This is a genomic window from Kitasatospora sp. NPDC003701 (assembly GCF_053587085.1).
In genome coordinates this window covers 26,755-39,083 of sequence record NZ_JBSFNM010000051.1, presented here as the reverse complement: position 1 = coordinate 39,083, position 12,329 = coordinate 26,755, and the positions used below count along the sequence as shown (strand labels likewise).

At 73.9% G+C, this 12,329-nt stretch carries 12 protein-coding genes; 3 read left to right on the top strand and 9 right to left on the bottom strand.

Annotation, left to right across the window (positions count from 1 at the left end):
• Positions 1-1,236, top strand: coding sequence for an RCC1-like domain-containing protein (locus ACWDRR_RS33540; protein ID WP_449776033.1), 1,236 nt, complete (start codon positions 1-3; stop codon positions 1,234-1,236).
• Positions 1,237-1,453: 217 nt separating this feature from the next.
• Here ACWDRR_RS33540 and ACWDRR_RS33535 read toward each other — a convergent pair whose 3' ends face one another.
• On the bottom strand, positions 1,454-2,317 hold the full coding sequence (locus tag ACWDRR_RS33535) for a haloalkane dehalogenase (protein WP_449776032.1): 864 nt from the start codon (positions 2,315-2,317) through the stop codon (positions 1,454-1,456).
• Positions 2,318-2,445: 128 nt separating this feature from the next.
• Positions 2,446-3,261: an NAD(P)H-binding protein gene (locus ACWDRR_RS33530; RefSeq protein ID WP_449776031.1), complete on the bottom strand. Its 816-nt coding sequence runs from the start codon at positions 3,259-3,261 to the stop codon at positions 2,446-2,448.
• 81 nt (positions 3,262-3,342) lie between these two features.
• On the opposite strand from ACWDRR_RS33530, the gene ACWDRR_RS33525 reads away from it, so the two are divergent.
• A complete protein-coding gene (locus ACWDRR_RS33525; RefSeq protein WP_449776030.1) occupies positions 3,343-3,924 on the top strand; it encodes a TetR/AcrR family transcriptional regulator in 582 nt (193 codons plus the stop codon).
• A 54-nt stretch (positions 3,925-3,978) separates the two neighbouring features.
• On the opposite strand, the gene ACWDRR_RS33520 is transcribed toward ACWDRR_RS33525, so the two are convergent.
• The 7 genes from ACWDRR_RS33520 to ACWDRR_RS33490 all read right to left on the bottom strand — a co-directional run bounded on the left by ACWDRR_RS33520 (position 3,979) and on the right by ACWDRR_RS33490 (position 10,870).
• Positions 3,979-5,079 (bottom strand): alcohol dehydrogenase catalytic domain-containing protein, encoded by a 1,101-nt coding sequence (locus ACWDRR_RS33520; RefSeq protein WP_449776029.1) that lies wholly within the window; start codon positions 5,077-5,079, stop codon positions 3,979-3,981.
• Positions 5,080-5,088: 9 nt separating this feature from the next.
• Positions 5,089-5,892 (bottom strand): sugar phosphate isomerase/epimerase family protein, encoded by an 804-nt coding sequence (locus ACWDRR_RS33515; RefSeq protein ID WP_449776028.1) that lies wholly within the window; start codon positions 5,890-5,892, stop codon positions 5,089-5,091.
• Positions 5,889-6,674 carry an SDR family NAD(P)-dependent oxidoreductase gene (locus ACWDRR_RS33510; RefSeq protein WP_449776027.1) on the bottom strand — a complete coding sequence of 262 codons (786 nt, stop codon included), beginning with the start codon at positions 6,672-6,674 and terminating at the stop codon, positions 5,889-5,891. The genes ACWDRR_RS33515 and ACWDRR_RS33510 overlap by 4 nt, the downstream gene beginning before the upstream one ends.
• Positions 6,671-7,846 carry an alcohol dehydrogenase catalytic domain-containing protein gene (locus ACWDRR_RS33505; protein ID WP_449776026.1) on the bottom strand — a complete coding sequence of 392 codons (1,176 nt, stop codon included), beginning with the start codon at positions 7,844-7,846 and terminating at the stop codon, positions 6,671-6,673. Before ACWDRR_RS33505 ends, ACWDRR_RS33510 begins: the two co-directional genes overlap by 4 nt.
• A complete protein-coding gene (locus tag ACWDRR_RS33500) occupies positions 7,843-8,874 on the bottom strand; it encodes an ROK family protein (protein WP_449776025.1) in 1,032 nt (343 codons plus the stop codon). Before ACWDRR_RS33500 ends, ACWDRR_RS33505 begins: the two co-directional genes overlap by 4 nt.
• The gene (locus tag ACWDRR_RS33495) at positions 8,871-10,094 is read right to left on the bottom strand and encodes a sedoheptulose 7-phosphate cyclase (RefSeq protein WP_449776024.1); all 1,224 of its coding nucleotides are present in this window, start codon (positions 10,092-10,094) and stop codon (positions 8,871-8,873) included. The genes ACWDRR_RS33500 and ACWDRR_RS33495 overlap by 4 nt, the downstream gene beginning before the upstream one ends.
• A gap of 317 nt (positions 10,095-10,411) precedes the next feature.
• The gene (locus ACWDRR_RS33490) at positions 10,412-10,870 is read right to left on the bottom strand and encodes a MarR family transcriptional regulator (RefSeq protein ID WP_449776023.1); all 459 of its coding nucleotides are present in this window, start codon (positions 10,868-10,870) and stop codon (positions 10,412-10,414) included.
• 169 nt (positions 10,871-11,039) lie between these two features.
• On the opposite strand from ACWDRR_RS33490, the gene ACWDRR_RS33485 reads away from it, so the two are divergent.
• Complete coding sequence (locus ACWDRR_RS33485; RefSeq protein ID WP_449776022.1) at positions 11,040-12,275, top strand: MFS transporter; 1,236 nt, start codon at positions 11,040-11,042, stop codon at positions 12,273-12,275.
• Positions 12,276-12,329 lie beyond the last annotated feature (54 nt).

Sequence of the window (12,329 nt, the reverse complement as noted above, 5' to 3'; positions counted from 1 at the left end):
ATGACCAACTCCCGTACCGCCCGCCGGAATCGACTGCGCACCGCACTCGCCGGCACCGTGGCGGCCGCGGCCGCGCTCAGCCTGGCCGCGCTGCCGGCCGGCAGCGCGCACGCCCAGGAGAAGCGCCTCAAGTCCTGGGGCAACAACCGCGCCGGTCAGCTCGGCGACGGCACCTGGACCGACTTCCGCACCACGGCCACCACCGTGCTCGGGCTGACCAGCGCCGAGGTGGTCAAGATCGCCGCCGGCGGGGCCGGGGTCACCAACGGCCACGGCCTCGCCCTGCTGACCGACCGCACCGTCCAGTCCTGGGGCGCCAACAACTCCGGCCAGCTGGGCGACGGCACGGTGTTCGGCCACAACGCGCCCGGCCAGGTCGTCAACCTCGCCAACGCCACCGACATCGCCGCGGGCGGCGCGCACAGCATGGCCCTGCTGGCCGACCAGACGGTCGTCGCCTGGGGCCACAACAACTACGGCCAGCTCGGGAACGGCACCAACAGCGACAGCAGCGTCCCGGTGCGGGTCGAGGGCCTCAACAAGGTGATCGCGATCGCGGCCGGCCTCAACCACAGCCTGGCGCTGCGCGAGGACGGGACGGTGTGGGCCTGGGGCTACAACATCAACGGTCAGCTCGGCGACGGGACGTCCGCCAGTCGCAACGTGCCGTCCCCGGTCGCCAACCTCACCGGGGTCACCCGGATCGCGGCCGGCTGCAACCACAACATCGCCCTGGTCGGTCCGCCGAGCGGCCCGACCAAGCCCACCAGCGGCAACGCGGTGAAGGCCTGGGGCTACAACGCCACCGGCCAGCTCGGCGACAACAGCACGATCAGCCGCTACACGCCGGTCGACACCCAGGGCATCTGGCTCGGCGGGGTCTCCCAGATCGCGGCCGGCTGCAACCACAGCCTCGCCGTCACCGACAGCGACAACAAGCTGAAGGCCTGGGGGCAGAACACCTCCGGCCAGATCGGCGACGGGACGACGGACTACCGGATCACCCCCGTGCCCGTCCCGGGGGTGACGGGCGTCCAGCTGGTGGTCGGCGGCCGTGAGCACACCGTCGCCCTGCTCGGCAACAACTCCGTGCAGTCCTGGGGCAACAACGGCTCCGGCCAGCTGGGCAACGGCACCACCACGGACAGCAGCACCCCGGTCACCGCGCTCACCGCACTGACCGGCGTGGACAAGATCGCCGCACCGGTCGGCGGCGACTTCAGCCTCGCCAACTGACCCCGGACCGGACGAACCGGGCGGCTGCCCGGCCCCGGCGCGGTACGCCGGGGCCGGGCACCGACGGTCCGGGGCCGGTCGCGCCGGACGGATGTCGGTGGATCTCCGCGGCCAGGACCTCGCGGACCCGGCGAACGGCCCGGTCTCCGGACGGCCGTGGCTCCGGGTGCCGTCGGGCCTCGTCGGGCCTCGTCGGGCCCCGTCGGCGACCAGGGCCTCAGTGGAGCCCGTGGCGGTTCGCCCAGCCGGTGACGGCGGCGGCGATCGCGAGGGGCTGGTCCTCCGGCGTGTGGTGTCCGGCGACCGCGTCGCTGTGTTCGATCTCCAGGCCGGCGATGTTCTCCGCGCACCAGTCGACGATCTCCGGGCCCATCATGGCGCCGGGCCCGGGTGCGAAGGTGAGCAGCAGTTTGGGCACGTCGGCGCTGGTCGCCAACCACCGGTCGTAGTCCCGGATCCTGGCCACGACGTCGGCGGGCTCCTCGCCGAGCGGCATCGACCGCGGCCACTGGAGCAGCGGGCGGCGGCTCTCCCGGGTGGGGTAGGGGCGGCGGTAGGCGTCCAGGTCCTCGGGCGTGAGGGGAGTGGCGACCGATCCGGGCAGGGCCTGCTCGATGAAGAGGTTGTCGTCGAGGATCATGGCCTCGCCCACCTGCGGCGTCCTGATCGCCCGGAACAGGTCGCGGCCGCCCTCGGGGAACTCCTCCCAGGCCATCGGCTTGACGATGGTCTCGGTGAACGCGATGCCGCGCACCCGCCCCGGGTGCCGGGCGGCCCAGTCGAAGGCGAGGGCGCCGCCCCAGTCGTGACCGACCAGCACCACCTCCTCCAGGCCCAGGAGGTCGAACCAGGCGTCCAGGTAGCGGGCGTGGTCGGCGAAGGTGTAGGCGAGGTCGGGCTTGCCGGACTCGCCCATCCCGATCAGGTCCGGGGCCAGCAGCCGGGCCGGCGCGCCGACGGCCGGGAGGACGTCCCGCCAGAGGTGGGAGGAGGTGGGGTTGCCGTGCAGGAAGACCATCGGCGCACCGGCGCCGAGCTCCCGGTGGAACATGGTGGAGTCGAGTACGGGCTGAACGGGCAAGGGGGTCTCTTCCTTCGGGGCGCCGCGACACCGGGGCGTTCGGTGGCGGGTGTTCGGGTGCTTCGGTGGCGGGGTGTTCGGGCGCCCGGGCCGGCGCCGGGTTCACGCGGGCCGGCCCGGGCGGGAGTTCAGCGGAACGCGGGGGCGCTGCGGGCGGCCCAGTCCGCGAAGGTGCGCGGCGCCCGGCCGAGGACGCGCTCGACGTCGGGGCTCACGGCCTGCTCGGCGGGCAGCGGCTCGCCGAGGATGGCGAGAGTCCCCTCCACCACCGGCTCGGGCATGAACGCCAGCATCTGCGCGCGGGCCTCGGCGCGGGTCTGCTCGACGAACCGCACCGGGGAGCCGACCGCCCCACCGAGGGCCTCGGCCCGCTCGCGCGGGGTGACGGGAGCCGGTCCGGTGAGGTCGTACGTCCGGCCCGCGTGGCCGTCCTCGCGCAGGGCGGCCGCCGCCACCTCGGCCACGTCCGCCGGGTCGACGGTGGGCAGTCCGACGTCGCCGAACGGCGCGGCGGCCGTTCGCCGGGCGCGGATCGACTCGGCCCAGGCGTAGGCGTTCGAGTTGAGGCCGCCGGAGCGCAGGACCGTCCAGTCGAGGCCCGAGCGGCGCACGGCCTCCTCGAACGCGGCGGGGTGGCGGTAGACCTCCGGCCGGGTGCCGGCGCCCTGGGAGGAGAGGAGGACGACGCGTCGCACGCCGGCCGCCCGGGCCTGGTCGAGGACGCCGTCTGGGGCGTCGCCGGCGACGAGCAGGAACAGCGCATCGGCCCCGGCGAGGGCGGTGCGCAGGCTCGGCGGGTCGGCGAGGTCCGCCTCCAGGTGCCGGACGCCGTCGGGCAGTCGGGCCGGTCGCCGGGAGACGGCCGTCACCTGCTCGCCGGCTCCGACGAGGATCCGGACGAGCTCCTGGCCGACGTTTCCGGTCGCACCCGTGACAACGATCATGGGAATCCCCCGCTTGTGAGTTAGTTGGCTGACTTAGGAAGACCCTAGCCGACGATGCGTCAGGCGTCTACAGTTAGTCGGGTGACTGACTCAAAGAGCGCCCGGCGATCGCCGGGCAAGCGGGAGCGGCTGGCGGCCGCCGCGGCGCAGGTGCTGCACGAGAAGGGCGTCGAACAGACCACCCTCGCCGACATCGCCCGGGTGGCGGACGTTCCGGTCGGCAACGTCTACTACTACTTCAAGACCAAGAACGAGCTGGTCGGGGCCGCGATCGACGCGCACGCGCAGAGCCTGCGGTCCGTGATCGACGCACTCGACGAGCTCCCCACCCCGCAGGACAGGCTCAAGGCGCTCCTGCACGGCTGGATCGATCAGCGCGAGCTCACCGCCCGGTACGGCTGCCCCACCGGAAGCCTCGCCTCGGAACTCGACAAGCGGGACGACGGCCTGGCCGAGGCCGTCGCCGAGGTCATGCGGCAGCTCCTCGACTGGGCGGCGCAGCAGTTCCGGGCGATGGGGCGCGAGGAGGACTCCCGCGAACTCGCGATCGCCCTGGTCGCCGCCTACCAGGGGATCTCGCTGCTCACCAACACCTTCCGCGCGCCCGAGCTGATGGCCGCCGAAGGGCAGCGCCTGGAGCGGTGGATCGACTCGCTCGCCTGACGCGCGGCGCTCGCCGGCCGGCCGCCGTGCTCGCGGCCGCGGCCGGCGCGGCCCTCACGGCCGCGGCGGAGCACCGCCGCGGTCCCCGGGGGTGAGCGTGATCAGGACCTTGCCGGGGAAGTCCGCCTCCCCGGTGGCGAGCTCCATGACGCGCCGGGGGAATTCGTCGAGGGTGATCCGCCGTGAGGCCAGCCTTTCGAGCGGGAAGTCCCGCGGGTGTCGGGCGTGCAGCCTGAAGCCCTCCTCGTAGTCCTCCCGGAGGCAGCCGTAGGCGCCCGAGACGTCGATCCGCTTCCCCCCGTACGTCACGGACTCGATGCGTTCCTGCCGGCGCAGGGCGTCGATGTCGGCCCCGCCGACCGGGAAGGTGTCGCCCTTGCGGGTGCCGCCGTAGACGAACAGGACGGCGCCGTCGGTCGCCAGGCCGGCGGCGGTCTCCAGGAGTTCCGCCGTGGCGACGGTGGGTGCCACGATCACGATGTCGAACCCGCCCCGGTGGGCCTGCGCCGCCGCGTCGGTCAGGGGGTGGATCTCGCCCTCGGCGAGGATCCCCTGCTGCTGGGCGAAGGCGCGTCGCGGCTCGCCGCGGTTGAACACCGCGACCGACGCGCCCAGGTGCCGGGCGTACATGGCGAACATCAGCCCCGCGCAGCCGGCGCCGATGATGCCCACCCGCCGGCCCCGGAGGGAGGGCAGGCCCGTGAGTTCGAGCAGTTTGCCGAGCGCGTGCACGATGCAGGCGAACGGCTCGGGCATCCAGACGCCGCCCCGGAGGCGCGGCTCCGGGACCCGGACCACGGCCTGGTCCAGCTGCTCCTTCGTGCCGTGGACGAGGACGTACTCGGCGAAGCCGGTCGTGCGGGTCGAGGTGATGTTGGGGTTGAGGGTGACCAGGTCGCCCTCCTCGAAGCCGGTACCGGCCCCGGCGAAGGCGACGGGGCCGACGAGTTCATGGCCGAACAGCGGGCCGCGGTCCTCCATGACATCGCGCGAGCCGAGGATCTCCTTGACGTCGGCGCGGCAGATTCCCAGGTGGTCGGGCCTGATCACGACGGTGTCGGCGCCGAGGGCGTCCTGCGGGAAGGCGTGCGCGCCGAGGCTGACGACGCCGTCCTTCAGGGTGGTCGTGACGTAGGTGGCCGGAAGGTTCGGCAACTCAACTCCTCAACTGGATGCCAGTGCCCGGACGCGTGCGACGTCGAGGGCGAGACGCCGCAGGTCGCCGTCGCGGTAGTCGTTCTCCAGGACGAGCGCCTCGGGCGGGCCCGCCCGTGCGGCAAGGGCGTGGACCGCCGCCCGCACCGGGCCGTCCCCGTCTCCGAGGAGGTCCCGGGCCACGACCCCGTTCGTGCCGTCCTTGAGGTGGATCTGGGGGGCGATCCACGGGTGGGTCGCGTCGATCAGGGCCAGGACGTCGACGCCGGCCACCCGCGGGTTGTAGGTGTCCAGCAGCAGCCGGAAGGCGGGGGCCGCCACCTCCTCGGCCAGGGTCCGCGCGCGCCGCGGGTCCAGGTCGTTCTCGCTGGCCAGCAGCAGTCCGCGCGCCTGCGCCTCGCCCGCCGCCCAGGCCAGCACGGCGGCCGTCCGCCGCAGTTGCTGCGGGTCGCCGATGGCACTGCGGCGAAAGCTCGGGACGAACGCCAGCGGCGCGCCCAGGGCCAGGGCGGTGTCGAGCACCCGGATCAGGACGCGGCGCACCCGCAGCGCGTCCCGGCTGCCCTCGGGCGCGTGCAGCCCGATGTCGTTGAGGGTGTTGCCCGCGACCGCGAGCAGCCGCACCCTGTGGCGGGCGCCGTCCTCCCGCAGCCGGTCCACGGTGCCCGGCGCGTCGAGCCGGGGCCCGCGGCCGGGGCCGCCGAGGTCGAGCTGGAGGCCCTCGACGCCGGTCCGGCGGGTCAGTTCGACCGCGCCGAAGTGGTCCCCCGGCAGGCGCCAGCCGGCGAGCCCGACGAGGGGGGAGGGCGTCACGATCCCGCCCCCGAGGAGATCCTGCGGCTCTGGGAGACCGGTGTCCGCTCGCTCACCGGGAACCAGGCGCCCGCGCCGTCGACCACCAGATGGGCACCGTGCAGACCGGCCCCGGCCGTCGCCGCCAGCTCCCGGGCGAGCGGGGCGAAGCTCCCCGGCGTCATGTAGGCGCTGTAGTCGAACCCCTCCGGGCGCCGGCGCCGGATCCCGGGGGTGTCGACCATGCCGGCCGGGAGGGCCTGGACGATCCGCAGGGCTTCGGCGCCGGGCGCCTCGGCCTCCTCCTGCGCGACGGAGTCGAGCAGGGCCGAGGCGGCCGCCTTCGAGGCGGCGTAGCCGGAGCGCCCCGGCCCCGCGTTGTAGACCACCTCGGACGAGACCCCGAGGAACACCCCCGGGGCGTCGGGGCGGCGCAGGGCCGGGATCGTCCGGGACAGCGTCAGCCAGAGGCCGTGCAGGTTGACGTCGATCTGGCGGCGCCACTCCGCCTCGGTGCAGTCCCGGAAGAGGGCCCGCCGGTCGCCGTAGTGGACGGCCGAGTAGCAGACGGCGTGCAGGGGTTCGGCGGCGGCGAGCGCCAGGTTCTCGGTGACCCGTCCGGCGTCCGTGAGGTCGGTGGCCGCCCAGCGGAGCCGGTCGGCGCCCGCCCCGGCCGGAGCCGACCGGCTGAGCACCGTGACGTCCAGACCCGCCGCGGCCCAGGCGTCCGCGACGCCGCGGCCGATCCCGGTGGACCCGCCGACCACGAGCGCGCGGCGGCGGTTCCGATCATGTGCGGTCACTGGGCCTCCAGGGGCGAGGGCGGCAGCGGGGGGAACCGCACCGCGAGTTTGACGAGCCGGCTCCCGGCAACGGTCCGCTCCCGGCCCACCGACAGGCCGGTCATGATCCGGGCGGCCTCCGGCGGCCCGACGACATGGGTCACCAGGTCGCGGTAGGCGGCCGGGTCCCGGCACAACTCGGCCGCCGCTTCGACGAGATGGCCGTTGCCCACCCCGCGGTGACCGGTCAGCCGGACGGGGCGGCCGTCGGTGGTGCCCACCCGGGTGACGGCGGGGGGTTCGGGGTACCCGGCGCAGTTGGCGGCCCGGACGGCGGCCAGGTCGACCCCGGGGAGCAGGGCGGCGGCGGCGCCGGGTGGCAGACCGCCGAACAGGTCGACGGTCAGCTCGCCGCTGTCCAGGCGCAGGGCGGAGTCGAGCGCGCCGAGCGTGGCGTCGCGCGGCGTCGCGAGCAGGGCCGCGGCCGGCTCCGCGCCGAGCGGGGGCAGCGGGCCCGGCCGGCCCGCCTCGCCCGCCTCGCCCGGCTCGCCGGCGAGCAGCAACTCCACGCCGGGAAGGGCCCGTTCGGTGCTCCAGGCCAGTCCGGCCGGAGTGTGGTGCACGAGCAGGATCCGGTCGACGCTCCCCAGCCAGCGGCGGGCGGCGCGCACCGCGAGCTGCCCGATCGTGCCGTCGCCGTACACAACCAGGGTGCGCGGGCGGCCCGCGGCCAGCAGGGCGAAGGCGTAGCGGACGGCGGCCAGCGGCTCGATCAGGGTGCCGAGTACGGCGTCGGGCGACCGCTCCAGCGGCACGACGAGGCCGCCCCGGACGGCGGTCGCGGCGATCAGGGTGCGTTCCTGCAGCAGGCCGTCGACCGTGTGGCCGAGCAGGAAGGACGGGTCCGCGTGGTGGGTCGGGTTGACCACGACCGGTGTGCCCGGGCCCAGCGTGCGGGGAGTGCCCGACCCGGCGGCGACCACCCGGGCGATGCCCTCGTGGCCGATGACCGGGGCCGGGTCGTCGCGCAGTCCGCGCAGCATCTGGATGTCCGTCCCGCACAGCCCCGCGACCTGCGTGGCCACCAGCAACTCACCCGGCCCGGGTGCCGGGGTGGGGCGCAGCCGCAGCCGGACCCGCCCCGCCTCCCGGACCAGCGCCCGGTGGTCCGGGATGTCCCCGGCCGTCCTCATGCCGGTACTCCGGCACAGGCCGCGATCCCCGCGCCGGCCAGGCTGTCGGCCTCCCCGGGGCCGGTGACGGTGATGCGCCGCTCCAGCCACTCGGGGGTGCGTTCGCTGGTCAGGTAGAGGCCCTGCCGGGTGAGGTCCCCCATCAGGGCGTGCCGGTAGTGGTGGCCGAGGCCGTGGACGACGCCGCCGGTCAGGACCACCTCGTCCACCTCGGGGTCGAGGCAGAGCGCGGTGCGCAGGACGGCGGCGACGGGAGCCGTGACCGCGTCGAGCAGTTCGAGCGCCAGCTCGTCCCGGTCGTCCAGCGCGCCGCGCAGCGCCGCCTCGAAGCCGGTGCCGTCGGCCGTCCGCCGGCCGAGTCGGGACGCCGCCCAGCGTGCCGGCGCCCGCCGGGCGAGGGTGCCCGCCATCCGGGCGATGCCCGGGCCGGAGGCGTACGCCGCCAGGTGTCCCGGCCGCCCGCAGTCGCAGTCCAGGGTGACGGGGCGTCCGGCGAGCTCGGCGGTGGCGGGCAGGTGGCCGATCTCGCCCTGCAGCCCGCAGCCGTCCACCGGGATCCGGCGCTGCCGCTGGTCGATGACCCGGCAGGCGATGCCCGAGCTGATGGTGGCCAGCAGCACCTTGCGGTGTCCGCTGCGGCCGTCGGCCGCGGCGGCGTGCAGGAGCGCGGCCGTGACGTCGTTGACGATGTGCCAGCGGACGTCGGACCGCCGGGCCGTCAGCGCCGCCCGCAGGTCGTACGGCTCGCTGTGGTCGCCCCACAGCGGTGCCGAGGCGTAGACGAGGCCGGAGCGGTGGTCGAGCGCGGCTCCGAAGGAGACGCCGACGACGGTGTCCGGTGTCGCGGGCACCGTGTCGCAGAGGTCCCGGACCATCATGTCCTGGAGCTCGGCGACGGTGGCTCCGGGGAAGCGCCTGAAGGTGGGGGAGGGGCGCGAGGTGCGGGCGAGCAGCTCGCCCCCGGGCAGCCACCGGGCCTGGCGGATGTGCGTTCCGCCGACGTCGAACACGGTGACGGCCGTGGTCATACCGCGGCGCCGACGAGCTCGCTGTTCGCGGGTGCCGTCCAGGAGTCGATGAACTCCAGGGCCCGGCCGAGCTCTTCGGACGTCAGGTCGTTGGCGAAGACGACGGAGCCGATGCCCCGGGTGAGGGGGACGCGCTGGAGCCCGTCGCGGTGCTTGACGGCGTCGGAGAGCGCCTCCTGGAGCAGGTCGTGGGTGAAGGTCGGGTGCGAGACGGGGAGGTGGAAGCCCTGGAGCAATCTCAATGCCCGGTCCGTGTCGCCCGCCGAGAGGTGGCCGCGCAGGTGGGCGAGGGCCAGGCAGATCGCCATGTCGACGGCGACGGCCTCGCCGTGCAGCAGCGGCGGGTCGGCGCGCAGTTCCAGCGAGGGGCTGAAGGTGTGGCCGTAGTCGACGGAGCGCTCCAGCACCTGCTCCCAGAGGTTGGGCTCCAACTCGTCGAGCATGCCGGAGATCGCGCGGGACAGGACCTCGCTCACGGCCGAACCGCAGCCGGCCAGGGTCTCGGGGGTGATGGAGCCGGCCGTCGCCTCCAGGAGGTCGAACAGGACGGCGTCCTTGACCAGCGCCATCTTGATGATCTCGGCGAGGCCGTTGGCCACGTGGCGCGGGTCGATGGTGCGCAGGAACGCGGGGTCGATCAGGGCGAGTTCCGGTGCGAAGTAGGCACCCAGGCGGTTCTTGTGGTGACCGTGGTTGATCCCGGTCTTCACGCCGATCCCGGCGTCGATCTGGCCGACCAGCGTGGTGGGGACGCGGACGTAGGGCACGCCGCGGCGGTACATGCTCGCCGCGAAGCCGACGATGTCCAGGACCACGCCGCCGCCGACGGCGACCACCTTCTCGGCGCGGCGCAGGATGCCCATCCGGGACATGGCCTCGGTGACGTGGACGGCCTGGTCGAGTGACTTCGCGTCCTCGTCGCCCTGGACGACCTGCCAGGTCGCGTCGACCTGCCAGTGGGTGAAGTACTCCGCGAACCGGTCGTGGTAGAGGCCGTCGACGACGGAGTCGATCGCCAGGAGGCAGCGGACGGTGCGCCCCCGGCCGCCGCCGCAGGCGAAGGCGAGGGTGGGGTTGTCGAGATCCAGCAGCCCGCGCACCATGCTGACGCTGTAGGCGACGGGCTGCTTCGCCCGGACGTTCCAGTGCAGCCCGGGCGGCTTGGGCAGATCGGCCACCGGGTTCAGACCGGCGGGGCGTGGCATTGCGGTTCCAGACATGACAAGACCTCCGTGAGGGCCATCGAGCTGGGGCATGCGCGGTGCGGATGGACATCGCAGGGGCGCGGCGCCGATGCCGTCCGGTCCGCCCGTCGGGATCGAACGCTAGTGCGCCGTATGCATACATCGCAACGTGACAGGGGTCACAGTAGATGTATGCAGATTCATATTACTTGGCGATTGCGAACCGGTGAATCGACGCCGGTCCGCCCCGCGGGCCGCCGGTGGGCGACCCGGGCCGGCCCGGAACGGGCGAGGCGGCTCCGGCCGCAGGCGGGAGACCTGCGGCCGGGGCCGCCCCGGGGGTGGTGCGGCGCTCAGTCCATCGGCACCGCGGGCGCGTACCGCAGCCGGGCGACGAGCGAGGCGGTGGAGTCGTTCAGCGCGGCCGTGTCGAGCGCCTCGGTCAGGGACTTGCGCAGGGTCCGCTGCGCCGCGTCGGCCAGCTGCCGGCCGGCCTGGGTGACCTGCACGTCCACCCCGCGCTTGTCGTCGAGGGCGCTGCGGCGGGTGACCCACTCGGCGTCCTCGAGGCGGGCGACCATGCGGCTGACGGCCGGCTGGTTGGCGCCCAGGGCCTTGACGAGGTCGGACATCCGCAGGGTGCCGTCCCGCTGCTCCGTCAAGGAGAGCAGGAGCAGCAGCTCGTTCATCGAGACCCCGTGGCTGCGGGTCAGCCGCCTGCCCGCGGTCGCGTTGACCTGCTCCATCAAGCGCGTGAGCCGTCGCCAGACGGCGATCTCGTCCCGCTCGCTCCCCGGTCCCCAAGTCTCCATCGACGCGGCCCCTCACTGAGTCCTTCGAAACGTTCCACGTGCACGTCCGTAACCGTTGCCCAGCGTAACTCTTTGCGCAGTTGACTGCCCCGGCGCCGTCGTCCATTATCTGCATGCAATCGCATACATCTTCACTGACACTGGCTTCCTACGAAAGGCTTGGGTCGCCATGCCCCTCCCCCTTCTGGCCCTGATGCTCGGGGTCTTCTGCGTGGGCACCGCCGAGGTCGTCATCGCGGGGATCCTGCCCGAGATGTCGGCCAGCCTGGACGTGTCCATCCCGACAGCCGGCCTGCTGGTCACCGGCTACGCGCTCGGGGTGACCATCGGCGGCCCGATCATCACCCTGCTGACCACCAAGTGGTCCCGCAAGGCCCTGCTGCTCAGCCTGATGGGCGTCTTCATCGCCGGCAACATCATCGCCGCGCTGGCCCCCAACTACTCGACGCTGATGGGGGCCCGCGTCTTCACCTCGCTCAGCCACGGCACCTTCGCCGCGGTGGCCTGGCACGTCGCCGCCCTGATGTCCCCGCCGGACAAGCAGGCGACCGCCATGGCCAAGATCGCGCTGGGCTTCAACTTCGCCAATGTGCTCGGCTCCCCGATCGGCACCTTCATCGGGCAGCACTTCGGCTGGCGGGCCACCTTCGGGTACGTCACGGTCTTCGCCGTGCTCTGCCTCCTGCTCATCTCCAGGTTCGTGCCGAGCGCGCTGTCCACGGAGAGCGACCCGTCGGGCGAGGGGGGCACCTCACTGCGCGACCAGATGAAGGTGTTCCGCCGGGGGAGCCTCCAACTCTCCATGCTGATCACCGTGCTGGCCCAGGGAGCGGTCTTCACCACCTCGACCTACCTGGCGCCGCTGCTCCGCGACATCGGCCACTTCGCGCCCGGCATGGTCGGCATCCTGCTGATCGTCTTCGGCATCGGCTCGGTCCTGGGCAACATCCTCGGCGGCCGGGCCGCGGACGCCAACGTGATGCGCGGAGTGCTGCGCGCCCAGACCGCCCTGCTCGCCGCGCTGCTGCTCTTCTGGTTCGCCGCACCCCACCAGGTCCCCGCCGCCGTCGCGCTCTTCCTGTTCGGTGCCGCCGGGTTCTCCATCATCCCGGCGCTCCAGGCGCGGATCCTCGCGGTGGCCGCCGCCGCACCGGCCCTCGCGCTGTCGGCCAACGTGTCCGCGTTCAACCTGGGCAACGGGCTCGGCGCGTGGCTCGGCGGTGCCACCATCGATCTCGGCTACGACAGCAGGGCCGTGACCCTCACCGCCGCCCTCGCCACCGCGATCGCCCTGCTCCTCTCGGTGGTGATGTGGGCCCGCGGCCGCCGCGAGTCGCCGAAGCTCCTCCCCGTGCTCGACGACGCGGGCGCTCCCGACGCCGCGCTCGCCCAGAAGACGGCGTAGCCGGGCCGAGGCGCGAGCCGCGGTGCCCCGCGCGTCCACGCCCTCCCCGGGCGT